The sequence below is a fragment of the Empedobacter sp. GD03739 genome, assembly GCF_029843245.1.
GTDB classification, from domain to species: domain Bacteria; phylum Bacteroidota; class Bacteroidia; order Flavobacteriales; family Weeksellaceae; genus Empedobacter; species Empedobacter falsenii_B.
In genome coordinates this window covers 40,202-67,080 of record NZ_JAOCHX010000013.1, presented here as the reverse complement: position 1 = coordinate 67,080, position 26,879 = coordinate 40,202, and the positions used below count along the sequence as shown (strand labels likewise).

The 26,879-nt window shown below is 30.5% G+C and carries 25 protein-coding genes and 1 pseudogene; 12 read left to right on the top strand and 14 right to left on the bottom strand.

The genetic code is table 11. The features are described 5' to 3' along the window. Nucleotides 1–257: 257 nt before the first annotated feature. Nucleotides 258–677, top strand: a complete 420-nt coding sequence (locus N5E64_RS06105; protein WP_280036375.1) for a hypothetical protein — start codon at nt 258–260, stop codon at nt 675–677. Here the strand turns inward: N5E64_RS06105 and ytxJ are convergent. The 4 genes from ytxJ to N5E64_RS06085 all read right to left on the bottom strand — a co-directional run bounded on the left by ytxJ (nt 666) and on the right by N5E64_RS06085 (nt 2,624). Beyond that, entirely contained in the window at nt 666–992 is a 327-nt protein-coding gene (ytxJ, locus tag N5E64_RS06100) for a bacillithiol system redox-active protein YtxJ (protein WP_280036373.1), read from the bottom strand. The genes N5E64_RS06105 and ytxJ overlap by 12 nt on opposite strands. A 117-nt stretch (nt 993–1,109) precedes the next feature. Next, the gene (locus N5E64_RS06095) at nt 1,110–2,096 is read right to left on the bottom strand and encodes a HipA domain-containing protein (protein ID WP_280036372.1); all 987 of its coding nucleotides are present in this window, start codon (nt 2,094–2,096) and stop codon (nt 1,110–1,112) included. 1 nt (nt 2,097) lies between these two features. Beyond that, nucleotides 2,098–2,418, bottom strand: a complete 321-nt coding sequence (locus N5E64_RS06090) for a HipA N-terminal domain-containing protein (RefSeq protein ID WP_280036371.1) — start codon at nt 2,416–2,418, stop codon at nt 2,098–2,100. Then, a complete protein-coding gene (locus N5E64_RS06085; protein ID WP_038330353.1) occupies nt 2,415–2,624 on the bottom strand; it encodes a helix-turn-helix transcriptional regulator in 210 nt (69 codons plus the stop codon). The genes N5E64_RS06090 and N5E64_RS06085 overlap by 4 nt, the downstream gene beginning before the upstream one ends. 504 nt (nt 2,625–3,128) lie before the next feature. On the opposite strand from N5E64_RS06085, the gene N5E64_RS06080 reads away from it, so the two are divergent. Further along, nucleotides 3,129–3,749 carry a DUF6088 family protein gene (locus tag N5E64_RS06080; RefSeq protein ID WP_280036369.1) on the top strand — a complete coding sequence of 207 codons (621 nt, stop codon included), beginning with the start codon at nt 3,129–3,131 and terminating at the stop codon, nt 3,747–3,749. A gap of 215 nt (nt 3,750–3,964) precedes the next feature. Here N5E64_RS06080 and N5E64_RS06075 read toward each other — a convergent pair whose 3' ends face one another. From N5E64_RS06075 to N5E64_RS06065, 3 genes are all read right to left on the bottom strand, one after another. Further along, entirely contained in the window at nt 3,965–4,879 is a 915-nt protein-coding gene (locus N5E64_RS06075) for an IS481 family transposase (protein WP_280036379.1), read from the bottom strand. Nucleotides 4,880–4,988: 109 nt separating this feature from the next. Continuing rightward, entirely contained in the window at nt 4,989–5,117 is a 129-nt protein-coding gene (locus N5E64_RS06070) for a hypothetical protein (RefSeq protein WP_260392044.1), read from the bottom strand. Nucleotides 5,118–5,120: 3 nt separating this feature from the next. Further along, nucleotides 5,121–5,963 carry an alpha/beta hydrolase gene (locus tag N5E64_RS06065; protein WP_280036367.1) on the bottom strand — a complete coding sequence of 281 codons (843 nt, stop codon included), beginning with the start codon at nt 5,961–5,963 and terminating at the stop codon, nt 5,121–5,123. 174 nt (nt 5,964–6,137) lie between these two features. On the opposite strand from N5E64_RS06065, the gene N5E64_RS06060 reads away from it, so the two are divergent. Next, nucleotides 6,138–7,352 carry an FAD-dependent oxidoreductase gene (locus tag N5E64_RS06060; RefSeq protein ID WP_280036365.1) on the top strand — a complete coding sequence of 405 codons (1,215 nt, stop codon included), beginning with the start codon at nt 6,138–6,140 and terminating at the stop codon, nt 7,350–7,352. A 23-nt stretch (nt 7,353–7,375) separates the two neighbouring features. On the opposite strand, the pseudogene N5E64_RS06055 reads toward N5E64_RS06060, so the two are convergent. Beyond that, nucleotides 7,376–7,627: pseudogene (locus N5E64_RS06055) on the bottom strand (transposase); the annotation flags it as partial. 218 nt (nt 7,628–7,845) lie between these two features. On the opposite strand from N5E64_RS06055, the gene N5E64_RS06050 reads away from it, so the two are divergent. Both N5E64_RS06050 and N5E64_RS06045 read left to right on the top strand, forming a co-directional pair. Further along, a complete protein-coding gene (locus N5E64_RS06050) occupies nt 7,846–8,661 on the top strand; it encodes an HAD family hydrolase (RefSeq protein WP_280036363.1) in 816 nt (271 codons plus the stop codon). 79 nt (nt 8,662–8,740) lie between these two features. Continuing rightward, complete coding sequence (locus N5E64_RS06045) at nt 8,741–9,646, top strand: polysaccharide deacetylase family protein (protein ID WP_280036361.1); 906 nt, start codon at nt 8,741–8,743, stop codon at nt 9,644–9,646. Nucleotides 9,647–9,696: 50 nt separating this feature from the next. On the opposite strand, the gene N5E64_RS06040 is transcribed toward N5E64_RS06045, so the two are convergent. The 4 genes from N5E64_RS06040 to porU all read right to left on the bottom strand — a co-directional run bounded on the left by N5E64_RS06040 (nt 9,697) and on the right by porU (nt 16,220). Then, nucleotides 9,697–10,098 carry an OsmC family protein gene (locus N5E64_RS06040; protein ID WP_115000762.1) on the bottom strand — a complete coding sequence of 134 codons (402 nt, stop codon included), beginning with the start codon at nt 10,096–10,098 and terminating at the stop codon, nt 9,697–9,699. Next, nucleotides 10,091–11,011: a pirin family protein gene (locus N5E64_RS06035; RefSeq protein ID WP_280036359.1), complete on the bottom strand. Its 921-nt coding sequence runs from the start codon at nt 11,009–11,011 to the stop codon at nt 10,091–10,093. Before N5E64_RS06035 ends, N5E64_RS06040 begins: the two co-directional genes overlap by 8 nt. A 126-nt stretch (nt 11,012–11,137) precedes the next feature. Further along, the gene (gene porV, locus N5E64_RS06030) at nt 11,138–12,319 is read right to left on the bottom strand and encodes a type IX secretion system outer membrane channel protein PorV (RefSeq protein WP_280036357.1); all 1,182 of its coding nucleotides are present in this window, start codon (nt 12,317–12,319) and stop codon (nt 11,138–11,140) included. 37 nt (nt 12,320–12,356) lie between these two features. Then, on the bottom strand, nt 12,357–16,220 hold the full coding sequence (gene porU / locus N5E64_RS06025) for a type IX secretion system sortase PorU (protein ID WP_280036355.1): 3,864 nt from the start codon (nt 16,218–16,220) through the stop codon (nt 12,357–12,359). A gap of 164 nt (nt 16,221–16,384) precedes the next feature. Between porU and gldJ the strand changes: the two genes are divergently transcribed. From gldJ to N5E64_RS06005, 4 genes are all read left to right on the top strand, one after another. Further along, complete coding sequence (gene gldJ, locus N5E64_RS06020) at nt 16,385–18,013, top strand: gliding motility lipoprotein GldJ (RefSeq protein ID WP_280036377.1); 1,629 nt, start codon at nt 16,385–16,387, stop codon at nt 18,011–18,013. A 65-nt stretch (nt 18,014–18,078) separates the two neighbouring features. After that, a complete protein-coding gene (gene murF, locus N5E64_RS06015; protein WP_280036353.1) occupies nt 18,079–19,359 on the top strand; it encodes a UDP-N-acetylmuramoyl-tripeptide--D-alanyl-D-alanine ligase in 1,281 nt (426 codons plus the stop codon). A 21-nt stretch (nt 19,360–19,380) separates the two neighbouring features. After that, nucleotides 19,381–19,902 carry a hypothetical protein gene (locus N5E64_RS06010; protein ID WP_115000770.1) on the top strand — a complete coding sequence of 174 codons (522 nt, stop codon included), beginning with the start codon at nt 19,381–19,383 and terminating at the stop codon, nt 19,900–19,902. Nucleotides 19,903–19,987: 85 nt separating this feature from the next. Continuing rightward, a complete protein-coding gene (locus N5E64_RS06005) occupies nt 19,988–21,097 on the top strand; it encodes an endonuclease (RefSeq protein WP_125349845.1) in 1,110 nt (369 codons plus the stop codon). A 387-nt stretch (nt 21,098–21,484) separates the two neighbouring features. On the opposite strand, the gene fsa is transcribed toward N5E64_RS06005, so the two are convergent. Next, the gene (fsa, locus tag N5E64_RS06000) at nt 21,485–22,141 is read right to left on the bottom strand and encodes a fructose-6-phosphate aldolase (protein ID WP_038331430.1); all 657 of its coding nucleotides are present in this window, start codon (nt 22,139–22,141) and stop codon (nt 21,485–21,487) included. A gap of 83 nt (nt 22,142–22,224) precedes the next feature. Further along, a complete protein-coding gene (locus N5E64_RS05995) occupies nt 22,225–22,977 on the bottom strand; it encodes an SDR family NAD(P)-dependent oxidoreductase (RefSeq protein WP_125349843.1) in 753 nt (250 codons plus the stop codon). A 188-nt stretch (nt 22,978–23,165) separates the two neighbouring features. On the opposite strand from N5E64_RS05995, the gene N5E64_RS05990 reads away from it, so the two are divergent. From N5E64_RS05990 to N5E64_RS05980, 3 genes are read left to right on the top strand one after another with little or no spacing between them, the layout of a single operon-like run. Continuing rightward, nucleotides 23,166–23,924, top strand: a complete 759-nt coding sequence (locus tag N5E64_RS05990) for a hypothetical protein (protein WP_280036348.1) — start codon at nt 23,166–23,168, stop codon at nt 23,922–23,924. 7 nt (nt 23,925–23,931) lie between these two features. Beyond that, nucleotides 23,932–24,693 carry a hypothetical protein gene (locus tag N5E64_RS05985; RefSeq protein ID WP_280036346.1) on the top strand — a complete coding sequence of 254 codons (762 nt, stop codon included), beginning with the start codon at nt 23,932–23,934 and terminating at the stop codon, nt 24,691–24,693. Between the two features lie 36 nt (nt 24,694–24,729). After that, nucleotides 24,730–26,772 carry a S9 family peptidase gene (locus N5E64_RS05980; RefSeq protein WP_280036343.1) on the top strand — a complete coding sequence of 681 codons (2,043 nt, stop codon included), beginning with the start codon at nt 24,730–24,732 and terminating at the stop codon, nt 26,770–26,772. The last annotated feature ends 107 nt before the right edge of the window (nt 26,773–26,879 follow it).

Genomic DNA, 26,879 nt, shown 5'->3' with positions numbered 1-26,879 from the left:
ACTTCCATTAAAAGTTTCTTCTTTCAAGTCTAAATTACCATTATAACTCAGGGTTTCTTTCACTTTTTTTAATTGTTCATCAGACAATTCAATTGTAATTATAGGCATATTTTCTTGTTTTTAATTTATATTACAAAGGTCATAAACCATCCCGCCAAAATATGTCTTTTAGATATTTTTATAATTATTTTTTAGACTATGATAATCTGATAGTTGTGTAGTCATATGTTTGCTTCATCATTTTAAAATAGAAGATTATGAAATTAAAAGTTCATTATGAAGTCGAAACACTATTCGATCAAGAAACAAAAGAAGTAACAATTAATTCATTTTATAATGATGATCCGATTGTTGCTCGCGAAGAAGCTTTTTCGTTTTTAAGAAATTATATCAATGTTCTGAAAGAAGAAAATCAAGTAGAAGTTGAAACTAAATATTCGGGACCACGAAATCATGCCCAATTTAGATTTGATAGTCGCACCAAAAATTTCGATCATAATTTGAGTACATATTTTGTAAGTCAATTAGTGTTTAAAGACTCAAAGTTAAATAAGGGGTTAAAGATATATCTTGTCGTAGATGAAACTTTTTATACAGGTGAAGATTTTATTGATGAACACGAACGTAATTTAGTTTTCCTGTTAGGAAATCAAACCGAAGATTCTTTAATCGAATAAATCTAATTGTTTCTGAATTTCTTCATTTTTTATTTTACGATGTGATGCATTGTACACACATTTTCCATCTTTTATAATTAGGATTTGCGGTGATTCGTGCTGAACATTGTATCGTCGTTCAATCTCATTAGAGAGTGGTCTATACGTTAATAAATCTAAATAATTCAGTTCAAAATCGCTTTCTTTTACAATATCCCAAATTATATCACATAACCCACAAGTTGTACTGTGTTTATAAATAATTTTTGGTTGATTAAAAGATGCTTGAGCAATTTGATCTAAGTGATCTAAAGTTGTAATATATATTTTTTTCATTTTTGATTCTATTATTTCGCTTCTAAAATTACGTTGAAAAGAAGGAATAACCTATTCCATTTTGCTTATAGGATAAATTATAAAAAATGTTTTAAGGAAATCTCCTTGTTCATTTTTTTACTTTACAATTATTTTCAGTTTCTTCAATCGAAGCTGATAACTTTGCAAATAATTTCGTTTTAGCTTTTCTGATAAGTACGATTTACCAATTAAATCTACCACTTGATCTTCCTTAGAAGATAGATTTTGAAGAACTTTAGCAATAGATTTTTCTGTCATTTCTGCATTTTCACCTAACAAAAATAATTGGTCGATTATTTTACCTTTTGAGATAGATTTCGGTAATAATCCATCTTTTAAAGCAAAATCAGCATCCTCGATATGAATTTTGGTATTCAGTAAATCATATGCTGGACTTAATTTAAAATCTCCTTGTTGAGTTTCTATTAAAGAAAAATTCTTTAAATGAGCATCTCCATTAGAAAACAGATAATTGAAAACAATCAAAGCGAATAACTTTGGAGTTTCTACTTTCCAAGCAGGGACATATTTTTTCAAGGCTTCAAATAATTCGAGATAATTTCCTTCATACTTGTATTGTTCCCCATCAGTTGCTGGAGATTTCCCTAATAAAGAAGCAAAATCTTCCACAGCTAACTTATCTCCAATTTCATTGTAATCAAAACGCTTCGTAAGGTATGCTGGACTTCCATCTTTAAAAAAAACTAAAGCATTTTCTGCCGTTTCAATTTTAAAAACTTGTTTAGCGATTTGCATCGTTAAATGTTCATTTGCTGGTGCAAATTCACTATTTTTTGGTAAATCAGAAATTGGTTTCAAAATATATTGACCACTTTCGTTTTCATTGGTTAATCGTAATTCATTTCCATCAAGAATTAAAGAATATTTCTCTTGAAATCCCGAAATAGAAATATGTGTTTGATTTTGGTTAAAACTACTTTTATCCTTACGATCAGTTGGCGAAGTATAATTTAAAATTGGATTCACTTTTTTTCCATTAAACAACTTCTTTAATACACTTGGACTATATGTATTAAAATTTTCTTTTAAAGAACCGGGACAATTTTTTATTTCTAACTTCATGCTAAACTCTTTCTATTGTTACTGCACCTACTGTATCTACTTTAGAAGCTTGTAGTAAAATACCAAAAGCATCATCTTCGTCAATCTTATATGTTTTACAAATCATTCGTTTATTTACCCCTTCTGGTAATAAATGATAGAAAAAAGGAAACAAAGTTTCAGAATCAAACTCTTTTTGATTTTTAGGCAACGTTAAACTTATAGAAGGCTTAGAATCATCATTTAACCAATCTTCATTATAGATAAAATGAAAGCGACCATTATCCAATTGCGTTAGAACTCCTGCCCTTTCTCCTTTATATAAAATTTGTGCAATTCTCATGATTCAATTGTTTTAACCTCTAATTTAATTTCTAATCCTAAGGCATCACACAACTTTTGAAGCGTTTCTAAAGTTGGATTACCTTTACCACTTTCAAATTGTTTTAACGTTCGTAAACCTACACCTGAAATCTCCGCTAATGTTTCTTGTGATATCGCTAAAACTTTACGACGTTCTTTTATCTGTTCGATTAATAATAGTGTCATATAATGCACTTTTAATGTAAATTTAGAAAGAAATTAGATATAAAACAAGAAAAGTGCATTATATTGCACTTTTTAAGATTTAATATAAGTTTTGAATATAATAATCATCAATTAGTGCCATATATTGCACTTAATAAATCTTAATTTGAAAACAGAACTAAATAATGGGGAGGTTAGATGGATTTGAAAAAGCTAACCCAAGCTATATTTGTAAACTTATACACTTTAAAAGACAGTGCATTTTTAAAGAAATAGGCCAAAAAAACGTGAAAGATGAATTCATAAATCTAATACATTCTACTGTGCTACAATTAAATAATGTAGTCATTCAAAAAACAATTAAAGTACACCCCTAGGTTTACAAGATGATCTTTTCAAACTAGCAGCAGATGATGAGTTTGGTAGAAAATTACAAGATATAGAATTACTATAATTACATTTTTAAAATTAAATTTTGTCACAAATTTTCACTAAATTTGTGACATAAAATTAACCAAAAACAAAATGAAATCAGCTAAAAATCAAATAGAAACAAAGATTTCAAAATCATCATTTGGCGAAATATTTTTTTTAGATGATTTTTCAAAATATGGTTCTTCAGATAACATCCGTAAAGTTCTCTCTCGTTTAGAAAATGAAGGTTTAGTAGAGCGTTTAACACATGGTATTTATCTTAAACCTAAAAAAGATTTGCTATTAGGAAAGATTTATCCGACTATATATGAAATTGCTAAACAGATTGCTAAACGGGATAAAGCTCGTATTGCGCCAACAGGAGTTTTAGCTTTGTATTTATTAGGTTTAACAACTCAAATTCCTTTGAAAGCTGTTTACTTGACCGATGGTTCGCAACGCGAAATAAAAATAGGAAATAGAACTATTCAATTCAAAAAAACAGTTCCTAAAAGCTTTGCTATTAAAGACGAATTATTACACTTGATTGTTCAAGCTTTTAAAGAAATAGGGCAAAAAAACGTGACAGATGAATTCTTAATTCAAATACAACCTAACGTGCAACAATTAAATAATGAAGTGGTTCAAAAACAATTAAAGTACGCTCCTGTTTGGATTCAAAAACAAATTATTAATATCATTAAAGAGCAAAACAAATCAAGAATTATTTAATCAGTAATATTAAATTGTAATAATTAAGATTGATTCTTTTATCGGATATTGCTAATATTTCGTTAAAATATGAATACTTTTTGTACACCAATAGTACACCACACTCCCCTACACTATTGATAAATAAAGGCTTTTATACTTTCTGCATCTGGAAGTAACACTTATTAAAAATTATGTTATGTCGTACTTCATGACTTCGTAGACTTTAAATATAATTATTTTAGTTTTAATTTTAGTATTTCATAAGGAGTTTTTCCTTTAAAAGATCCATGTGGTCTATTGAAATTATAAAAATTTTCCCATTGTTCTAATTTTTGATTTAGATCAACATCATCAGTATAGCTTAAAAGTTGATAAAACTCTTTTTTATCAGTTAAATGAGATCGTTCAACTTTCCCATTTAACTGAGGCGTTCCTACTTTTATAAATCGGTGTCTCATTCCTAAATCTTGAACATGCCAATGAAATTTTGATTGAAATTCATGTCCGTTATCTGTTTGAATTGTATTAATTCTGAAAGGAAATTTATCTACAACATAATTTATGAAATCAATTGAACTTAATTGATTGTGCTTTTCATAGATTTTAAGCGCTCTAATTCGTGTAGCATCATCAATTGCTGTATATTGAAATCTCTTGATTTTATGGCCATTTGCATCTTGAAAAATTAGAAATTTAACATCAACCTGTACATGATGACCTGGTATTTCTTTTTCATATCGAATACTATGCATAGCTCTTCTAGTTGCCTTTCTGTCTAATCGACCTACATTATTGCGTTTTAGAATACGATAAACACTTGATTCTGATATTAAAATATCATGATAACGTTCTAAATACAATTTAATTCGCCAAGTCCCTAATCTATGTTCTTTTCGAAGTTCTAATACTTTATTTACAATTTCTTGCTTGATTTGATTGGGAAATGTACGAGGAGTTGGTTTTTTTCTAAGTAAACCTTCTTCTCCATGTTCATCATATGCCTTTTTCCATTTATAAAATGTACTCTTTTTCACGCCAAAAAATTTATATGCTATAGAGTTATTTCCATATTCTTTGGCATATTTTAGAACTTGTAGTTTTTTACTATAAGTTAAATAAGCTGCTATTTCTTTTGTCTTTTTAATCATCATAAAGCTATATTAGTTTTTTACTAATTTAGTCTACGAGGATATGACGTACCCACAATGATTTACATCAAAATTCTGTTTGGATTGATTATCAACATTATTGTTTTGATCAAAAACTAAAACAACCTTCTACATAAGTTGGTATTTTTACTTTTCTAAAATTAAGCCAAGCATAGCAAAGTCCTCCTAAACCAGCAATTGCCAAACTAGAAACAATTGTTTTATTTACTTTTCCCATCTTCTACTCTTTTTTATGTTCGATATTTAACAAAAACTCAATCAAATCCATATTCAACTGTTCTTTATGAGTTATATTCAATCCATGCGGCGCATCGTCATACACAATGTAAGTCGATTTCGCGATCAATTTTGCAGCTTGATCTCCAGCTGTTTTAATTGGTACAGTTTGATCCTCTTTTCCATGAATAATTAATGTTGGAACATCTATCATTTTACATTCAGCTCTAAAATTTGTGTCCATCCAAGAGCGTGCAGCTCTCAAAGTTGCAATAGGTGAAGCATGCGAAGCAACCGAAAAATCAAAATCTAATTGTTCTTTGCTTACAGATTTTTTTAACAAGCCATGATTATAAAAACCTTTATGAAAACCTTCTAAAAATTCCAAACGACTTGTTTCAAGTTGATGAACAATCTGATCTAAGTCTTTTTGTGGAACGCCGTGTTCGTTATCATCAGTTTGTTTTACGAGTGGAATAATTGAACTGATCAATGCTATTTTCGAAATATTACTGTTTCCATAATTGGCAATATAACGCACAACTTCTCCTCCACCCATCGAAAAACCTACTAACACAACATTTTCCAATTGTAAATCATCAATCAAGGCATGTAAATCTTCAGCCAATGCATCATAATCGTAACGATCCCATGTCGCACAAGATTTTCCAAAACCTTTTCGATCATAGGCAATACAACGAAAACCAGCTTCTACAATTTTAGGAATTTGATATTCCCACGATTGTAAACTAAGCGGCCAACCATGAATCAAAATAACGGGTTGAGCAAGTTTATTACCGTAATCGATATAATTTAGTTTATAATCTTTTCGTTTTAATTTAGCCATAATATTTTTAAGTGGTTTATAAATAATAATCTAACTGATAGATTATGATCATATTCATCACAATCATTAAGCCAATTATGAAATATTAGCGATTTCTGTAATAAAAAAGTCAAAAATCATAATTTGGCTTGATTTTTTAGGTAACTAAATTTCAACTTAAACAAGTTCGCAACTATGGATTTACATTCTGGATTACCTTATTGGATTGTGAAAAATGAATTCTTTGATTTATACCATCCACTTCGTAATGATTTTAAAATAGATGTTGCTATAATTGGCTCCGGTATTACAGGTGCTTTAGTTGCCCACGAGTTATGTGAAGCTGGAATAGAGTGCGCTTTGATAGACAAACGAACTATTTCTACTGGAAGTTCTGCCGCAAGCACTGCTCAATTGCAATATGAAATTGATACCCCGTTAAGTAAATTAGTAAATATTGTTCCCAAAAAAATTGCTATTGATGCTTATTTCAATTGCTTGGATTCTATTACAGATATAGAAAATATATTCAAAAAAACTAATATTGATGCTGATTTTACACGTGTTCCTACAGTTTTATTAGCGAGTAATCAGCAAGGTGTAAAATTGTTAGACGAAGAATATGCAATAAGAACAGAAGTCGGTTTGCCTGTGAAGTATTTAGATGCTAAGCAATTGAAAACTTACCAAAATATTGATGGAATTGCTGCATTGCAAAATGATACTTCTGCCCAGATGGATGCTTATAAAGGCGCTATCAATTTATTAAAGTATCATCAAGAAAAACATCAATTACAGATTTTTACCCATACAAAAGTGGAAAAAATAGACGAAAATAAGAACAATTGCGAACTATTGACCGAGCATGGACATACTATTTCGTGCAAATATGTAATTGTTGCTACTGGTTTTGAAGCAGGTCAATTTCTACCTAAAAAAGTAATGAATTTATTATCTACTTACGCCATTTGTTCGGCTCCCATTGATGAAAAAATGGTTTGGCCAAATCGTAGCTTATTATGGGAAACAGCAGAACCATATCTTTATATGCGAACAACAAAAGATAATCGATTGATCGTTGGTGGTGAAGATGAAGATTTTCAAAATCCTGATAAAAGAGATGATTTACTTCGAACAAAAATCAAAACTCTTGAACGTAAGTTTAGTCGATTATATCCAGAAATTGAATTCAATACCGAAATGGCTTGGTGCGGAACTTTTAGCTCCACAAATGATGGTTTACCTTATATGGGTCCTTGGAAAAAAGGTGACCGAACGTTATTTGCATTAGGTTATGGAGGAAATGGGATTACTTTTTCGATGGTTGCAGCTCAAGTTTTAAAAAATATCATTCTTAACCAAAAAGATAGTCGCTTAGAAACCTTTGGTTTTGATCGACCAACTAAATAATAAAAAAATACCCGTTGTGCATTTTAAATAATTTTGGTTTTTAGCTTATTAATATTTCGATTAAAGTATGTTTTATTAATGTACTGAACCACAGTAAGTGCAGTAATTTTAGCTAGAATTCTGGTTTTAAACCCTTCAAAAGTCTTTGCATAATTTCGTCTAATCATAAACTGATCACATAGTTGAGAAAATAACGTTTCAATTCTTTTTCGATACTTTTTGAATGGACAAAACTGAGGTTTATACTCTTTTTGATTAGCTTTTTTAGGTGTTTCTTTACATTAACTTCTTTTTTGTCACTCCTCTACACAAACTTATATTGAATAATACTTAAACTACTCGATAATATCATGGAGAAAAAGTTACACTATTGAACAATTTTCTTATTTTTTTATAAAATTCTAAGCACGTGAACAACGAAGAAGAACAAACCAAAAATTTATAACTAACTTTGAGGTCTCAATTATGAGACCTTTTTATTTAAGAAAAATCAATGCAAAATATAAAATTAATCGTGACAGATATGGACGGAACTCTGTTACGTTCTAATCATTCGTTAAGTCCAGAATTCAATAAAATTTACGAAGAATTAAAAGAAAACAACATCACATTTGTACCTGCAAGTGGTCGTCAATATTATAGTATCATTTCTTATTTTGAAAATATAAAAGATGAATTGGCAATTATTGCTGAAAACGGAACCTATGTTACCTATAAAGGTGAAGAAATTTTTGTTGACGAATTGGATTGGTCTGTTGTAAAAGAAATCGTAGAAGAAGTGCGTAAAATAGAAGGCGCAAATATTGTTTTGGCTGGTAAAAATGCAGCTTATGTGGAATCGAAAGATGAAACTTTTTTAGAATATTTTAAAAATTATTATGACAAAAATATTTGGGTTGATGATTTAACTAAAATCGAAAATGAACAATTCATTAAAATTGCAGTAAATCACGTTGGTGGAACAGAATTTAATGTATTTCCAAAATTAGTTGATTTTGAAAAATATGGATTAAAAGTTGTGGTTTCTGGCGAAGTTTGGTTAGATGTTATGAATAAAAAATCGAACAAAGGAGTTGCATTACAAGCTTTGATGAATAAATTGGATATTTCTTCTGAAGAAATCATTGTTTTTGGGGATTTTATGAATGATTTGGAGATGTTACACTTGGCAAAATATAGTTTTGCAATGGAAAATGCGCATCAAAATGTAAAAGAAGTAGCGAATTTTAAAGCGCCTTCTAATGATGAAGATGGTGTAATTCAAGTTATTAAGCAATATTTACAACAATTAAAAACCGTAAACACTTAATAATCTGACAAATAACATCAATCATTTAACATTTCAAATCAGATTAAATTATTAATTTCGCACAAAACCTAAACAATCAATGTTCACTATCAACAGACATCTAAAAAGCTTTCTTGCAATTGGAACTTTACTTTTTGTTTTTTCTTGTAAAAAGGCAAATAATCCAATTCAAAATCAAACAACAACTTCTTCTGAGCCAAAAGAAATTTTGCAGAATGATGTTGATTCTATTTATACAGTAAAAATTGACTCATCTACTTTGCAATTAGATACTATTGCAAAAGAAGAAAAGCAAAATCCTATTGATTCGACAAAACAATATGTCTACCTAACTTTTGATGATGGTCCATATAAAGGAAGCAAAAATATCAATAAAATATTAACCGAAGAAAATGTAAAAGGAACGGTTTTCTTAGTTGGTTTTAATGCTTTTACAAAAGATTTGAAACAACATGTAGAAGATTATAAAGCTAATCCAAATGTAGAAATTGCTAACCATACTTTTTCGCATGCTCGCAACAAATACAAAGCTTTTTACAATGTACCAGAAAATGTTTACGAAGATATTCGCAAAAATGAGGTGGTATTAGATATACATTCTCGTTGGGTGCGTTTGCCTGCGCGTAACACATGGCGTTTGAACAAACGTAAAAAAGACGATCCAGTAAAAAATGCAATTCCAGCAGCTGATTTATTGGCTAAAAATCAATACTATATCTATGGTTGGGATTATGAATGGGAAAGAAGTGGAAAAAAATCTGTCAATCATCAGCTTTCTTCGCCTGAAAAAATTTACGAAGGAATTGTACATCGTTTGGATCAAAATAAAACATTCGAAAAAAATCATTTGGTAATTTTAATGCACGATGATATGTTTAATGAAGATTATAATGCAGAAAAATTAAGACAATTAATTGTTTTATTGAAACGTAATCCGAAAATTGTTATTAAAGGAATTTCTGGATATCCAACCAGGATTAGCTAGATAAAATATTAAGATAAAAAAATCCACTTCATCTGAAGTGGTTTTTTTTATTAAATAAACTCTATCGTTGTTTCTATTTCGTGACCTTTTTCTAACACTTTGTGTACAGGACAAGAATTTGCAACTTTCAGTAATCTTGTTTGTTGTTTCTCATCGAAATCGCCTTCTATGATAACATGACGTTGAAAAGTGATTGGCTCAGTTGTAATCATATCAAAATTGACATCTACCTCAACTTTTTTGTAAGTAAATTCTTTGTGATTCATATACATTTGCAAAGTAATCGAAGTACAAGAAGCCAATGCAGCTCCCAATAATTCGCTTGGTTTTGCAGCTGTATCCAAACCTCCTTTGTCTAAAGGTTCATCTACATTAAATTCGTGTTTTCCTGCTTTAATATTCGAAATATAATTTTTATCCGTCGAAGTTGACGTTACATTAATATCACTCATTATCAATTTGTTTTTCGTTTTCTTTTACTTTAGTTTTTTGTTGCGCTTGCGGAATCGGAACATAATCGTCATCACCTGGAACTTTAGGAAAACGATGATTAATCCAATCTTCCTTCGCCGTTTCAATCGTTTCTCTTGAAGAACTTACAAAATTCCAAAAGATAAAATGTTCTTCTGGTAATTCTTCCCCTCCAAAAATATAAACGGTAGAACCAGCCGTAATTTCAAACTCACACAAAGTAGCTTCTTTCGCTACTAATAATTGTTTTGTTCCATACGTTTCTCCTCCATCTTTGATAGAACCTTCTAATACATACAAAGCAGATTCTCCATACAAATCTTTTCCTAAAGAAACTTTGAAATCATTTTTAGCTTTAATTTCAATAAAATATAAAGGAGAATAAACAGGTACGCCAGAAGTATGTTCACCAAACTTACCTGCAATCAATTTATAATCTGCATTTTCGTCTGACCAATTTGGTAATTTATCTGCTTCAACATGAACAAAACTCGGCTCCATATTTTCTAATTCTTTTGGCAAAGCCACCCAAATTTGTAAACCATGTAATGTTTTTTCTGTTGTACGTAGATATTCCGGAGTTCGCTCAGAATGTACAACACCTTTACCAGCAGTCATCCAATTCACAGCTCCAGGCTGAATTTCTAATTCAGTTCCTAAACTATCGCGATGCATAATCGCTCCTTCAAATAAATAAGTCAAAGTTGATAAACCAATATGTGGGTGCGGTCCTACATCAAGATTTTGATAATCTTTCATTTTTGTTGGTCCCATATGATCGATAAATACAAATGGTCCGACATGTCTTTTTTGACGAAATGGTAATAATCTACCAACCAAAAAATTTCCTATATCAGCAGCTTTTTCTTCTAAAATTAATCCAACGTTAGACATAATTAGTTTAGTTTTTTAATTGATGTAAAATTAGTTTTAACTATTAATTTAAAACTTGATTTAAGTTAATAAATAAAAAAAGGCTAACCAAAAGGTTAGCCAATTATAACTTAATCTTAACGATTTCTAGTAATCGTAACTATTTTGTGTTTCTCCTCCAAAATTCCAAGCAATACCGAAACGTAATGTGTTTTCTAAAGCATTGTTTGTATCTGACATTGGAATTAAGTAAGAAGCATTAAAAGCAAACGCATTGTATTTTAGCCCTAAACCTAATGTCAAATGTTGACGATCACCTTTCATTGGACTTTCGTGAAAATAACCGGCACGGATAAACAAAGCATCATTATAAGAGTACTCTGCACCAACAGAATACATAATTTCTTTTAACTCCTCTTTTCCTCCCCCTGGAGCATCTCCAAATGAACTGAAAATTCCAGACATTACTCCTTTATTAGGAATATATTTAGTTTCAGGAATTGGATTTCCATTTTCATCTTTCTCATATGTTGGAGTTGGAACTAATAATTTAGAAAATTCTGTTGTAATTCCTACTTTATTGTAATCATCAAATTTGAAATCATATCCAACACCTAAACGTAAAGTTGTTGGTAAATATGATGCATTATCTTCTGAGTTTGAATAGTCTAATTTTGGACCAATATTAGAGATTTGGAAACCTCCACGTAATTTACCTTCAAAATTGTTGGTATCCATTGTTTCTGATTGATAATACCCTGCAATATCAACTGCAAAAGTATTTGCTGGTTGAACTGAAACATCAGGTACACCGTTAAATAAATCTGAACGAATGAAACGACCTGTTACCGCCATAGAGTAGTTATCCGTTAAACGTAAACCATATGATAAATCGATAGAGAATTCATTTGGTTTTGCTTTTCCCATCGAAACAATATCAGTTCCTTGTAATTGGTTAAGTTCTATTTCTCCCATATTGAAATAATAGATACTTGCTCCTAATGTACTACGTTCATCTTGACCTAAAAACGTATAATAAGTAGCATTCAATAAAAATACATCATTCACCAAAGATCCCATATAAGGTGTATATGAAAAGGCTACACCTGAATAATCAGGAGCAAAAGAATACTTTGCCGCATTCCAAAATTGAGAATAATTATCCGCAGAAGTTGCAACTCCTTGATCTCCCAAACCACCTGCACGTGCATCTGGAGAAATTCTTAAAAATGGAGCTCCTGTCATTATCGGATTATTAACTTCATCTTTATTTTGAGCAAAAGTAAATCCTGATGCTAAAATCAATAAACTTGCTGTAATTTTTTTCATTCGTTATATTATTGATTATATTTTTTCTTTTTGTTTATTATTTTAATATGACAAGTTTTTCAACTGCGGTGGCTGATCCTTTACAAACCGTATCATCAACACCTTTCACATTGACCTTGTAAATATAAACACCTTTTCCTATTTTATCGCCAAAATCATCCAAACCATCCCATTCTATCGCATATTTACCTGTTCGATATCCTTCTCTAAAAGGTTCTGCTGAAACAGTTTTACGAATCGTTTTGACTAATTTTCCTGAAATTGTAAATATCTGAACCATTACATCTAACTCAGAATCACAATTATGTTCAAAATGGAAAAACGTATTCTTTGTAAATGGATTTGGCCAGTTTAACAATTTATCAATATGTAATTGTCCTGTTCCATTTTCCATTACTACAAAGTCTAACGTTACAGTATTCGAATTATTGTTGATATCCCAAAATTTTAAATTCACAGTATGTTGACCAAGTTCAAGATTTTTCAATTGATACATTACTTGTCCTTTCTGATAATCTTCAAAATTCTTATTGATACATGGGTTTGCATCACCTCCATCATAATATTCATTCAACACATAAGCATCTTGCACTTTTCCATCAAGCGTTGCAACAATATCGTGTCCAATACTTGATCCTGTTGCATTAATACCTGAATTATCAGTTAAACAACCAACCAAATAAGGCGAACGATCTGTAATTCCTCCATTCGCAAAATGAAGATTATTCATATATAATTTTCCTTGCGGACGTTCATCATCATTCAATCCTTCTTCGTTAATTCCTTCAATCGTAATTGTTTTTAAAGTCGATGCGTCTTTACCATCTTTCTCATCCCAAGCATAAAATTTTATTTTACGATTTCCTAATTCATAATTAATATCTTTCGGAACATAAAATTGAATCGTAAATTCACCTTTTTCTACTTTTCCTATTCCTTTATAAATTGTTTTATTTTCTGTTTCGAAAGTTTTTCCAGCCCAATCAGACTCCGATAAAATGGTTTTCGTTTCAGGTTTTTCATACAAACTAATCGCAATTTTCCCATTGAAACTATTATCAATAGAAGTATTAGATAATTGATTTACTTTACCTGTAATCGTTATAAAATCTAATGCTTGCATTTTACCACCAGCAAGGGCATCTACATCTTTTTTATTTTTGATGCTTAATATTTCAATATCTTGTTGTGGACGATGAATTACTAACATCGGATCTCCAAGAATACTTACACTTTTGTTATTTTGATGTTTTGGAGAATAATTTAATTTTGCTTCATTAAGCGCTTTACCAATTGTTTGATTTTCTATTCCAACTTTCTTAAAAAATTGTTCGATCAAAAAATTATTCATCGAATCTCCATAGCCTGTTCCAATCGGACGATTGGTTGTTATCATAGACAAGGCTCCTCCATTTGCGTTTTTCAACATAGCTTCTCCGGCAGAATTATATTGCGGTAAATCCCAAATTGTAAAATCACAAGTCACAGTTGTTACGATAGGTAAACGTGAATAAGCTGCATTAAAATTGGATAAATTTGTTAATTCTTCTGCTGTAATAATTCGCTCTTGCGCCCAACTACGAGGACCTCCATGACCGTAATACATCAAGAAGTTTGAACCTAACTCGATTCCATTCAAAATTGCTTGATTTACGGTTGGATATCTAACTCCGGCAGAAGTACTTTCAGGTTGATGAGCTCCCGAATATATTTTATTAATCGTATAAATTTGATTCTCAGGTTTAGAAAATTCAGTATCAATTTTGGCATTTAAGCCTGGAGTATTTACATTATTATCATTATCAGTAACTGCAACAATTTTTGTTCGCCAATCGCCATACGAAGTTCCTTTTCCTTGAACTTTATCGTAATATGAAACTATTTTATCAACCAAAATCTTTGCCTCAGTAGAATTAGAAGCAGAAATTCGTCCTACAGCTATTTCAAACCAATTGGCATCGTAACTATAAATTCCGTCTACGCTATTCGATAACATTTTTACATTATCATTTAACATTGCAAAATAATCATCCGTTGCAATCGCACCATCAATATCAAGAGAAGGTTCGTCTGTAAAAGTTGGAAGATAATTTGTAAAATCCTTTACTCTATTTTTTGGATCATAGGTTGTTGCTCCAAACAAAACACCATATTCTAAATTTGGACTTGATCTATCTTTTAAGAATTTAAAGAAATCACGAATCGCAATAGGATCTTGACTTCCAGAAGAAAAATCGTTGTAAACTTGTTCCGTTGTTACAACTGCAACATTTATCTTATCATGTTCTTTTCTAAAATTCGCCAAGCGAGTAGCTTGATCCAAATATTTTGGATGCGTGACAATTATATAATTAATATCGGTTAAACTACGAATATCTTGATTTGCTACTTTCCCTACATATTTTGCATCTGTAAAAGCATTTTCATCCTTGAATGCGACAAACTGATTCAGATGATTTGTGCTAAACTTATACAAATTACTTTGCGGAACAATTGAAGAAATTAAATGAATATCAGAAACATTCCAAACAGAAACATTTGCAGCATTATTCAATGAAAAAGCATTCACACTTCCATCATTAATATCTTCTAAAAACTGAAAAGTAAATTGCTCATTATTATAGGTTAAACCATCTTTGAAACGTAATTGTAAATAATCTAAATATGCTAAACCAGAAGGATTGGTTCCGTTAGAAGAAACCGCAATATCGATAGAATTTGAACCTAATGAAACTGTTTTATCTTGAATATTTCTATCAAATAAAGAGTTTCCTAAAGAATGAGTAAAAGTTTGTCCATTTAAATTAACGCTATATGATGTATTGTTTGCATTTTTTCCAACCACCGCATAACGCAAATATGCTTCTCCACCATTTACAGCATTCGCTTTGAACGTTTTCTTGAAACCTCCATTTAAACCAATATTTTCTCCAACCCAAATTTGCCCAAGACCATTTAAGTTAATCGAATCTTTTTCATGAAACTGTAAATTATCAAAAGTCGAAAAAGTTTTTACAGGACTTGCAGTAAGCGTTTGCTCTCCTACTCGCTTGCCATCTTCTCCATTAAAACTAATAAAATAGTAAGCAAAATCATCATATAAATTATAACGAACCTTTGCATCTTGTAATGTTGTCGTATTATTTCTATACCACTGATGCGGACCTTTTGCATAAAACAAAACATAATCTGAATTATCAAAAGAATTGTCTTCACCTCCAACAAATTTTATTGGAATTTCATTCAAAGCACTAATTCTATCTTCCGTTAAATTTTCCATCAAACGCCCTTCTCCATTTCCATAGATTTTTAGCAATTTTGGATTAAAATTAGTCGGAATTCCATTTTTAGTAAAGAAACTTTTATCTAATTTAAAAACTCCATCTTTAGAAACTTTTATTTTGTACCAATCTCCCGTTTTCAAAACACTTGTAGTCGAATTATCAATTAATTTTCGAGAAGATGCTTTTCGAGATTGTATTGATTTCGGAACAATTGAGAAAGATTCTATTTTTAAAATCTTATTATTTTGTTTGACAAATGGTACAACTTTAACAATCAGTTTTTGCTGACCATTTTTATCAATAATATTATATGAAGAAAAATTAATTTTATCTGTAATCGAAGAGGTATTCAAATCAGCCAATTCATTCTGTACTTCTCTAAATTGAACATTTGACAATTCAACTTCTTGATTTGTAGAATTTAACTCAACGACAAATTCTGGAAGAAAATATCCTCCAACAAAATAATTATCTTTATTCGAAAAAAACGGCACATTTACCTTATTTCCATTCGTTAAAGAAATTGTTTGATTATTCTCCCAATTTATTTTGTAATTTTGACTAAACAATTGAGGAAATTGAAGCAAAGTTGCTACTAAAATAAAATATTTCTTCATGTCTGAATAACGCTATTTTGACAAATATATTTTCAATCGTAAAATAAAAAAATAATTCTTACGTTTGATACAAGAAATAAAGCATTTTTTCGTTGTAAGATTAATGTCAAATGCTTTTATTTGCATTAAATTTAATTTTCGAAAACCAGAAATATTCTATGAAAATGAATAAAGGACGTATTTTTTCTCTTGCTCTTGCAGCTGTTACTATGAGTGTATTCATGGGTTGTGCAAGCAGTTCAGGAAAGAAAAAAGGAGGTGGAACAAAAAATTTCACAAGTCGTACAGGATGGAAACCAAACGATAGTAAAGGTTGGTTTTTTTCAGGTAAAAAGAAAGAAAACATCAAAGCTTGGCCTGGAATGGTTTTCATCGAAGGTGGATCTTTTACGATGGGAATTACGAAAGATGACGTGTTACACGATTGGAATAATTCTCCTGTTCGTATGCAAGTAAAATCTTTCTTTATTGGTGAAACTGAGGTTACAAACTACGAATATAGAGAATATTTAACTTGGTTAAAAGTTGTTTTCCCACCAGAAGACACACAATACAGGGATATTTATAATGGAGCATTACCAGATGAAACGGTTTTTAACAATCAATTATCTCGTGATGACTTCTCTACAGAAAATTATTTATTTTCACCAGAATTCAGCTATTATCCAGTAGTTGGTATTTCTTGGTTACAAGCCGTTAACTATTGTGATTGGTTAACAGACCGCGCAAACGAAAAAGCCTTGATGAACAAAGGAATCTTATCAAAAGATTACTATGCTAATGAAGAATATAATTACGGAAATAAGACATTTAGTGCTGAGCAATATAAGTTAGGCGATACAAATGTAAACGAAGCGATTGACTCGACGAAAATTATGAGAGCGAATCAAATCAAAACACAAAATACCCGTATCTTAAAAGCGAATCGCGCTACTAGTTCTTTAGAAGTGCAACCTTTCCGTTTACCTACAGAAGCTGAGTGGGAATACGCAGCATTAGCTTTACCTGGAAATCGTGAATACAACGAATACAAAGGAAAAGATGTTGCTCAAAACAACTTAAGAGTTACAAAAGGTGCTCAAAGAGGACAATATTTAGACAACTTCAAACAAGGACGTGGAGATTACTCTGGAATTGGTGGATTTGGTAACGATGGTTCTGCAATTACAAGTGATGTTCGTAAATATCCTTCAAATGATTTTGGTCTTTACGGAATGTTAGGAAATGTTGCTGAATGGGTTTCTGATGTTTATCGTCCAATTATTGATGAAGAAGCAAACGATTTCAACTACTACCGTGGAAATATTTTAAAAACAAAAATTGACAACGGAGCAGGTGGTTTTGAAAAATATGACGAAACAAATGTTGAATATGATACATTAGACAACGGACGTTTAGTTTACAAAGGATTACCTGGTGCTTACAAAAAGCAAACAGTATATGATTTAACAAATTATCGTGATGGTGACCCTAATTCTTCTTTATCACCACGTACTGAGGAAGGTAAATCTGCTGATCAAGCGACAAAAGATATGTACAACGCTCCTCAACGTAAATTTAGAGTAGATGAAAAAGGTCGTGTAATTTTAGAAAAAGATTCTTCTAAACGTACTTCTGACATCTCTGATGAAACACGTGTTGTAAAAGGTGGTTCCTGGAAAGACCCTATTTACTGGATAGATCCAGGACAAAGACGCTACTTACACCAAGCAAGTGCAACAAACTGGATTGGTTTCCGTGTAGCACAAGAATACTCTGGTAGTTTCGAATCAAAACGTAAGCGTAGAGGATAATAATCCTTTTCAAAATATTTTAAATCTCGGTGATTAATTTCATCGAGATTTTTTATTTTTACACTATGAAAACAGCAGAAATATTCGAAAAATTTCTTAAATCGAAAATAGTTACGACTGATACACGCAACATCTCACAAAATTGTATCTTTTTTGCTTTAAAAGGAGCTAATTTTAATGGAAATACTTTCGCTCAAGAAGCGATTAATCAAGGAGCTGCAATGGCAATTGTTGACGAAAAAGAATTTGAAAATACATCTCAAAATATTTTTTTGGTTAATGATGCTTTAGAAACTCTACAAGATTTAGCGAGAACTTATCGTAATTACCTTAAAATACCATTTATTGGATTGACTGGTTCTAATGGGAAAACAACGACAAAAGAATTGATTTCAGCTGTTTTAAAAGAGAAATTCAAAACGCATTATACTTTCGGAAATCTGAATAATCATATCGGAGTTCCTTTAACTATACTTTCTATTCCAGAAGATACAGAAATGGCTGTGATCGAAATGGGTGCGAATCATCAAAAAGAAATCGAGTTATTAGCTTCTATTTCTCAACCAGATTATGGGTATATCACCAATTTTGGTAAAGCTCATTTAGAAGGTTTCGGAGGAATTGAAGGTGTGATTAAAGGAAAATCTGAATTGTATGATTTTTTGAGAGCAAATAACAGAACTGCTTTTGTCAATTTTAATGATCCAATTCAAGTTGAAAAAACTGAAGATATTAATCGAATTACATTTTCTGATCAACATAATGCAGATGTTCAAATCGAATTGATAGAAAATGAAACTGAATATTTGGCGGTTAAATACCAAGATTTAAAAATTCAATCTCATTTAACAGGAAACTATAATTTTAGCAATATTTCGTGTGCAATTGCAATTGGACAACATTTCGGGATTAATGCTAAAACTATTCAACAAGGAATCGAAAATTATTTTCCATCAAATAATCGTTCACAAATTATCAATAAAGAAAATTACAAAATTGTGATGGATGCTTACAACGCAAACCCAAGTAGTATGGAAGCTTCGTTAAATAATTTTGCAAAATTTGAAGGTTCTAAAACAGTTATTATTGGTGATATGTTCGAGCTTGGAGAAGAATCAAAATCTGAGCATCAACGTATTTTAGATTTAGCTGAAAGTTTAGATTTTGATCAAATTTTTATTCTAGGACATAATTTTGGTGAAACAATTACGAATAATCCAAAAGTACAAAAATTTGAAAACCGTGTTGCCTTTGAAGAATGTTTGAAAGAAAATCCAATCAAAACTCAAAATATTTTGATAAAAGGTTCTCATGGGATGAGACTTGATTTGTTAGAAAACATTTAAAATCAACACCCTGATTATCTGATGAATAAATCAATATTCTTTTTTATAATTACTCTTTTCTGTTATCATTCTCTTCAAGCTCAATCTGTAATTGAATGGAAAAAAGATATGAAGCTTAATTACAAAAACTTCAAAAAGAAACCTATTCAAACAAAGGTTCCTCAAGGATTTTTAGATTCAAAATTAGGTTGGCAAATTGCAGAATCTACAGGAGAACTTCCTGAACTTTGGGTTACCAATAAATTTGATGAAAGTAATTCGTGGCTATCTATGCAACATACAGAAATTTTAAAAGAAATGCAGTTGCAATTTGACTTGTCTGAATTATATGCACGAAAAATTAGAAAAGATTTTAAAGATTTACAAGCCAAAAAAGTCATGAATAAAGATTCTTATCGAGCAAAATTTTTGTTAGGTTCTAAGAATTTTCAGAAAAAATTGAAATCGATAGCTGGAGTTTCTTTAAATCAACCTGACTTATACAAATTATTAAATAAACAAATTCAAGATTCATTGGTGATTTATCAAAATTACAGTAAATAATTTAACAATTAGTAAACTTTAAATTTCATAAATTTATACAAAGTACAAGCTGTGGAAATCACAGCTTTTTTTAGCTAAATTGTTTATGAAAAAAATTTTATGTTCTTTATCTATATTTACAGTAAGTGTTTTAGCGTCAGCGCAAGCACCAAGTAACTATTACGACACTGCAACTGGTAGCAGCTTTACCTTAAAAACACAGCTATATGAAATAATAAAAAACCATACAGATTTAACATATGGCGGATTATGGACACTTTATAATAGAACAGATTCTGATAATGGTTTTTTAGATAAATATGATGAAAAAGATAATTCTATTTATGATATTTATTCAGAGATACCGAAAAAAATTGATCCTTATAATTTTATAAAATCTTCAGATCAATGTGGCAGTTCTGGTTATAAAAATGAAGGAGACTGCTACAACAGAGAGCATATTATTCCTCAAAGTGTTTTTAATAAAAACTCTCCTATGGTTGCAGATGCATTCCATATCTGGCCAACTGATGGTTATGTTAATAATAAAAGAGATAATTTTCCTTATGGAGTTGTTGAAAGTGCAACATACACTTCTTTAAATGGCTCTAAATTAGGAAGTAATAAAAACTCTGGATACTCTGCGGGATTTTCTGGAACAGTTTTCGAACCAATTGATGAGTTTAAAGGTGATATAGCTCGTGCTTATTTTTATTTTGCTACTCGTTATCAAGAAAATGGTATTCAGAGTTGGTCTTATGCTATGTTTAATAAAACAAAAGATAAAGTTTTTACAGACACTTTCTTGAAAATATTAATGACTTGGCATTTAAATGATCCTGTTTCTGATCGTGAAAAAGATATTAATAATTTAGTCTACAGATACCAAAAAAACAGAAACCCATTTATTGATCATCCTGAATATGCAGAAAAAATTTGGGGTTCGAATTTAGGAACTGGAGATTTCGAATATCAAAAGCGTGATGATGTTTCAGTTTACAATGTAACAAATCGTTCGATTAAAGTTAAACTTGAAAATAATTCGAAATCAATTCAGAAAGTTTCTGTTTTTAATTTCAACGGACAATTAATTAATGAAGTTTCTAATTCATCAAATCAAAAAGAAGTTGAAGTTAATTTCAAAACTCCAGGTGTTTATATCATCAAAGTTGTTGGAAAACAAATGGAAATCAACAAAAGAGTTGTAATAAAATAATCATTAATCAAACCATCATAAAAAAATCCTTCGCTCATACAAGTGAAGGATTTTTTAATTTAGTAAATGGAAAAAATTATTAGTCATTATTGATATTTTTCTTAAAAAATGTGCTTCCATAAAGAAACATGATTAATAAAAAAGGGATACCAAGCGTGACTGATAATAAAATAAATGTTTTTAACATACTAATAAGAAATATTTTAGTTTCTAATACTTTTATCAATTTACAATTAATAATTTTATATTATTCACAATAAAACATCTTTTTTTATTTATTAACACTATTTTTATCAACTTGATAATTAAAAGCTTTTCATTAATATAAATTCATAAAAAAAGTCGCTTAAAATTAAGCGACTCATATATAGAAAATTCTATTTCAAATTATTGGTTCCCTTTAGCGTAATCAGCTAAGAATTCTGCTAATCCAGAATCTGTTAAAGGGTGTTTTAACAATCCTAAGATTGATGATAAAGGTCCTGTCATAACATCAGCACCAATTTTTGCACAGTTTACAATATGCATTGTATTACGAACTGAAGCGGCTAAAATTTGAGTTTCGTACAAATAGTTATCATAAACCAAACGAATTTCTTCGATTAAGTTTAAACCATCTGTCGAAATATCGTCTAAACGTCCGATGAATGGAGAAACGTAAGTTGCACCAGCTTTTGCAGCCAATAATGCTTGTCCTACAGAAAAAACTAAAGTAACATTAGTTCTAATTCCTTTTGTTGAAAAGTATTTACAAGCTTTTACACCATCTTTCGTCATAGGAATTTTAACTACGATTTGAGGATTTAAAGCTGCTAAAGCTTCACCTTCTTTTACCATTCCTTCGAAATCAGTAGAAATTACCTCAGCAGAAACATCTCCGTCAACTAATTCGCAAATTGCTTTGTAGTGATTCAAAATATTTTCTTGACCTGTAATTCCTTCTTTTGCCATTAAAGATGGATTTGTTGTTACACCATCTAAAACTCCTAAATCTTGGGCTTCTTTAATGTCAGCTAAGTTAGCTGTATCGATAAAAAATTTCATTGTTTGTTTGTATTTCGTTCAGGCAAAATTAAGGATTAAATTATAGAAAACCATTTAATCTTGAAGATTCGATCAAAAATATTTTAAACCGCTGTATATCCTCCATCAACAAGGTAATAACCGCCTGTCATAAAGGATGCTTTGTCCGAACTTAAGAATAAAACCAACTCCGCAACTTCTTCTGGCTGTCCCAAACGACCCATTGGATGTTTTGTAACAAGCAACTCTAAATGATCTGCACTCAAATTATTCGACAACAAAGGCGTCATAATATAACCTGGTCCAACTGCATTACAACGAATATTTTTTGGTCCGTATTCCGCTCCAATGTTTTTCGTCAAACCTACAACTCCATGCTTTGCAGAAGTATAAGCCGAACTCATTGGCGCAGCGACAGTACCATGAATAGAAGCCATATTAACAATAGAACCTCCTCCATTCTTTTCCATTGCTTGTAATTGATATTTACATCCGTAAAAAACACCATTAAAATTGATATCTATTACTTTTTTCCAACCATCTAGTGGATAATTTTCAGTCAGCTCAGCAGGACCACCAATTCCAGCATTGTTACAAGCTATATCAAGTTTTCCATAAACTTCAAGCGTTTTATTTACTAATGCTTCATTATCTTCTGGCGAAGAAGTATCAGCTTTGAAAAATATCGCTTCTCCTCCATTCTTTTTGATAATTTCTACTACTTCATTTCCACCTTCTTCATTAATATCCGAAACCACAACTTTCGCACCCTCTTTGGCATATAATTCAGCAACAGCTTTCCCAATTCCAGAGCTAGCTCCAGTTACAATCGCAACTTTATCTTTTAAACTTGACATAATTTTATGATTTTAATTTAAATAAAGTTAATCATTTATAATCAGATCTATAAATCATTTCTTACAAATAATATTATTTTAAATGATTCAATTTTATTAACTATTTTGGAATGAAAAATTCAGCATAACAAATATATTTAGGTTAAAACAATTCTATTTTTTTATATTTGATACAAATAACTTTTTAAATGAAAAATTTAATAGCTGCTATACTTTTATGTAGTTTTTCTACGATAAATGCACAAGAAACAAGTGATTATAAGTACATCAATATTCCTGAAAAATTTTCTAGTTTTGATAAAGATGAATATCAATTAAATAATCGATTAAGATATATTTTGACGCAGAAAAAATACGAAGTTTTACCTTCTGATAAATCTTCTTGGCCACAAGAAGTTGTGCAAAATCCTTGTTTAGCTTTGAATGCGGATATTTTAAAAGTTAAAAGTTTTTTAAATAATAAATTAGAGGTAAGTTTTACGGATTGTTCTAATAAAAATATTGAAAAATTTGAAGGAACTTCTAAGATTAAAGAATATGACAAAGGTTACCAAGAAGCTATAAAACTAGCTTTAAATCCTTTAAAATCCCAAAATGCGAAAGCTTCTGTTCAGATGGTAAAATTAGATAAATCCCAAACAGAAACAACAACTGCATATATACCAGAACTAAAAGGAACTCAGGTAACAGCTACTAATTTGTTGACAGATGGAACAACTACGTATCAAAAAATAGAACTGCAAAATGGTGGTTTTATGTTGATGTCCGAAAATGGAAATCAAGTTGTTGCAAAATTTGAACCGACCCTAAAAAATGGAATTTACAGAGTAATTGTTACTAAAGGAAATTCGAATTATTTTTCGGTAGGATACATCAGTGGAAATACAATTTCGTATGAAGTTTCTGAAAATAATAGTTGGAAAGATGTTAAATTATCAGCTAAATAATCTTGCTATGAAAATTATATTATCAAGTTTATTTCTTATTGCTTTATCGTCATTACAAGCACAAAATGTAGCTGATTACAAATATGTTATCATTCCTCAACTATTTAAAGATTTCGTAAAAGAAGATTATCAATTGAATACAGGATTGAAAACTGCTTTGAGAAAAAAAGAATATGAAATAGTAAATGAAAATTCTATTCCGTTAGATGTGCAAATCAATCCTTGTTTAGCTACAAAAGCAAATATTGAAAATACTTCTGTTGCTTTTAAAAATAAATTAAAAGTAACGTTTACAGACTGTAATAATAATGTGATTTCAACTTATGAAGGTTCGTCAAAGGAAAAAGATTTTACAAAAGGTTATCAAGAAGCCTTAACATTTGCTATGAATCAGGTTGGAAAACAAAATGCGAAAGATTTACCTATAACTAAAACAGAAAATACAACAACTACAACCGTTAAAGAAACAACGAATAAAGTCGTTACGCAAGTGTCAAATAAAACTGTAGAAAACAAAAACGTCTACAAATCAAACGGAAAAAATTACACTACAGCAAGTACAAATAACAACGAATTTGTCTTAATAGATCAAGAAAATTCACAAGTTATTGCACAATTTTATCCAGCTGCTCAACAAAATATTTTCCATGTGACAGTGATTTCTCAAAACGGAAATTACCAAACAATTGGCTATTTGAACGAAAATAATATCATCATCGAATATAAAACAGGTGATAAATCTTGGTCAACTACAACTTATTCAAAGTAAGTTTTTATAGTACATTTGCACCTTAAATTTTAGAAAATGCAAGCACCTATTGCGAAAAAAATAGAACAAAAATTAGAAAAACACGGAGATATCCGCATCGATAATTATTATTGGTTGAATGATCGTGAAAACTCTGAAGTTATCAATTATTTGAACCAAGAAAACGAATACACAAAAGCTATTCTACAACCAACAGAAGCTTTACAAACCAAACTTTTTGAGGAAATGAAAGCGCGAATCAAAGAAGATGATTCGTCTGTTCCGTACAAATTGAATGGTTATTGGTATTTGACGGAATATCAAAAAGGAAAAGAATATCCAATTCACAAACGTCGAAAAGATAGTTTAGAGAATCCAGATGAAATTCTTTTTGATGTCAATACAATGGCAGAAGGTCATTCGTATTATCAATTGGGCGGAATTTCGATGGCGCCAAATAATCAATTGGTTTCCTTTGGGGTTGACAATGTTTCGCGAAGAATTTATACGATTCAAATCAAAGATTTAACAACTGGAGAAATTCTTTCAGATAAAATAGAAAACACAACTGGAGGTTCTGTTTGGGCGGCTGATAATCAGACTTTATTTTATACAATAAAAGATGAAACATTGCGAGCTTATCAAATTTGGAAACACAAATTAGGGACAAAACAAGAAGATGATGTCTTAGTTTTTGAAGAAGTAGATGATACGTTCAATGCGTTTGTTTACAAATCAAAATCAAGAGATTACATCATTATTGGATCTTCAAGTACTGTTTCAGATGAGTTTAGATATATTCCTTCTAATCAACCAGATGCTGAGTTTAAAATCTTTCAAAAAAGAGAACGTGATTTAGAATATTCAATCGAACATTTTGGTGATTCATTTTATATTCAAACCAATAAAGATGATGCGTTTAACTTCAAATTAATGAAAACTTCTGTCGAAAAAACAGAACAAGAAAATTGGATTGATGTGATTCCTCATCGTGAAGAAACATTGATTGAAGGTTTCGAAATTTTCAAAAATTATTTGGTTATCGAAGAACGTACAAACGGTTTATTGCAGATGAATATCAAAGCATGGGATAATTCAACTGATTATTATTTGCCATTTAACGAAGAAACTTATACAGCAAATGTTGGCACAAATCCAGATTTTGATACTGACATTTTGCGTTACGGATATACATCGTTGACAACTCCTTCTTCTGTGATTGATTTTAACATGAATGATAAAACATTCGAAATCAAAAAAGAGCAAGTTGTTATAGGTGATTTTGATAAAGAAAATTATATTTCTGAACGTATTTGGGCAGAAGCTCGCGATGGAGAAATGGTTCCAATCTCATTGGTTCGTCGAAAAGATACGCCTCTTTCTGCCGAAACTCCTCTTCTACTTTACGCTTATGGTTCGTATGGTTACACGATAGAGCCTTATTTTAGTTCGGTTCGATTAAGTCTTTTGGACAGAGGTTTTATCTATGCAATTGCACATATTCGTGGTGGTCAATATCTTGGTCGCGAATGGTATGAAGATGGAAAAATGTTAGAAAAGAAAAATACTTTCTTCGATTATATTGATGCAGCAAAATATTTGATTCAACAAAATTATACGTCATCAAAACACTTGTACGCAATGGGAGGTTCTGCTGGTGGATTGTTGATGGGTGCTGTGATTAATTACGAGCCAACATTATTCAATGGTGTAATTGCGCAAGTTCCTTTTGTGGATGTTGTCACAACAATGTTAGACGATTCTATTCCATTGACAACAGGGGAATATGATGAATGGGGAAATCCAAACGAAAAAGAATATTACGATTATATGAAATCGTATTCGCCTTACGATAATGTGGAAGCGAAAGCTTATCCAAACCTTTATGTTTCGACAGGTTTACACGATTCTCAAGTACAATATTGGGAACCTGCAAAATGGGTGGCGAAATTAAGAGATTTAAAAACAGATAATAACATTTTACTTTTAGATACAAATATGGATACAGGACACGGTGGTGCATCTGGTCGATTCGAGTCATTGAAAGAAGATGCAAAAGAAGATGCTTTCTTATTTATGTTAGAAGGGATTACAGAATAAATTTCAAACCAAAAAGTCAACAAATTTGTTGGCTTTTTGTATTTTTTAATGAATGAAATTCCACTTTTTGTAAAATACAGAAAAGGTATAATCAGTTAATTCTTCTA

What these genes read in the sequence shown, in the direction of transcription:
- N5E64_RS06105 (WP_280036375.1), top strand. Translation starts at nt 258, where the DNA reads ATGAAATTAAAAGTTCATTATGAAGTCGAAACACTATTCGATCAAGAA.
- ytxJ (WP_280036373.1), bottom strand. Translation starts at nt 992, where the DNA reads ATGAAAAAAATATATATTACAACTTTAGATCACTTAGATCAAATTGCT.
- N5E64_RS06095 (WP_280036372.1), bottom strand. Translation starts at nt 2,096, where the DNA reads ATGAAGTTAGAAATAAAAAATTGTCCCGGTTCTTTAAAAGAAAATTTT.
- N5E64_RS06090 (WP_280036371.1), bottom strand. Translation starts at nt 2,418, where the DNA reads ATGAGAATTGCACAAATTTTATATAAAGGAGAAAGGGCAGGAGTTCTA.
- N5E64_RS06085 (WP_038330353.1), bottom strand. Translation starts at nt 2,624, where the DNA reads ATGACACTATTATTAATCGAACAGATAAAAGAACGTCGTAAAGTTTTA.
- N5E64_RS06080 (WP_280036369.1), top strand. Translation starts at nt 3,129, where the DNA reads ATGAAATCAGCTAAAAATCAAATAGAAACAAAGATTTCAAAATCATCA.
- N5E64_RS06075 (WP_280036379.1), bottom strand. Translation starts at nt 4,879, where the DNA reads ATGATTAAAAAGACAAAAGAAATAGCAGCTTATTTAACTTATAGTAAA.
- N5E64_RS06070 (WP_260392044.1), bottom strand. Translation starts at nt 5,117, where the DNA reads ATGGGAAAAGTAAATAAAACAATTGTTTCTAGTTTGGCAATTGCTGGT.
- N5E64_RS06065 (WP_280036367.1), bottom strand. Translation starts at nt 5,963, where the DNA reads ATGGCTAAATTAAAACGAAAAGATTATAAACTAAATTATATCGATTAC.
- N5E64_RS06060 (WP_280036365.1), top strand. Translation starts at nt 6,138, where the DNA reads ATGGATTTACATTCTGGATTACCTTATTGGATTGTGAAAAATGAATTC.
- N5E64_RS06050 (WP_280036363.1), top strand. Translation starts at nt 7,846, where the DNA reads ATGCAAAATATAAAATTAATCGTGACAGATATGGACGGAACTCTGTTA.
- N5E64_RS06045 (WP_280036361.1), top strand. Translation starts at nt 8,741, where the DNA reads ATGTTCACTATCAACAGACATCTAAAAAGCTTTCTTGCAATTGGAACT.
- N5E64_RS06040 (WP_115000762.1), bottom strand. Translation starts at nt 10,098, where the DNA reads ATGAGTGATATTAATGTAACGTCAACTTCGACGGATAAAAATTATATT.
- N5E64_RS06035 (WP_280036359.1), bottom strand. Translation starts at nt 11,011, where the DNA reads ATGTCTAACGTTGGATTAATTTTAGAAGAAAAAGCTGCTGATATAGGA.
- porV (WP_280036357.1), bottom strand. Translation starts at nt 12,319, where the DNA reads ATGAAAAAAATTACAGCAAGTTTATTGATTTTAGCATCAGGATTTACT.
- porU (WP_280036355.1), bottom strand. Translation starts at nt 16,220, where the DNA reads ATGAAGAAATATTTTATTTTAGTAGCAACTTTGCTTCAATTTCCTCAA.
- gldJ (WP_280036377.1), top strand. Translation starts at nt 16,385, where the DNA reads ATGAATAAAGGACGTATTTTTTCTCTTGCTCTTGCAGCTGTTACTATG.
- murF (WP_280036353.1), top strand. Translation starts at nt 18,079, where the DNA reads ATGAAAACAGCAGAAATATTCGAAAAATTTCTTAAATCGAAAATAGTT.
- N5E64_RS06010 (WP_115000770.1), top strand. Translation starts at nt 19,381, where the DNA reads ATGAATAAATCAATATTCTTTTTTATAATTACTCTTTTCTGTTATCAT.
- N5E64_RS06005 (WP_125349845.1), top strand. Translation starts at nt 19,988, where the DNA reads ATGAAAAAAATTTTATGTTCTTTATCTATATTTACAGTAAGTGTTTTA.
- fsa (WP_038331430.1), bottom strand. Translation starts at nt 22,141, where the DNA reads ATGAAATTTTTTATCGATACAGCTAACTTAGCTGACATTAAAGAAGCC.
- N5E64_RS05995 (WP_125349843.1), bottom strand. Translation starts at nt 22,977, where the DNA reads ATGTCAAGTTTAAAAGATAAAGTTGCGATTGTAACTGGAGCTAGCTCT.
- N5E64_RS05990 (WP_280036348.1), top strand. Translation starts at nt 23,166, where the DNA reads ATGAAAAATTTAATAGCTGCTATACTTTTATGTAGTTTTTCTACGATA.
- N5E64_RS05985 (WP_280036346.1), top strand. Translation starts at nt 23,932, where the DNA reads ATGAAAATTATATTATCAAGTTTATTTCTTATTGCTTTATCGTCATTA.
- N5E64_RS05980 (WP_280036343.1), top strand. Translation starts at nt 24,730, where the DNA reads ATGCAAGCACCTATTGCGAAAAAAATAGAACAAAAATTAGAAAAACAC.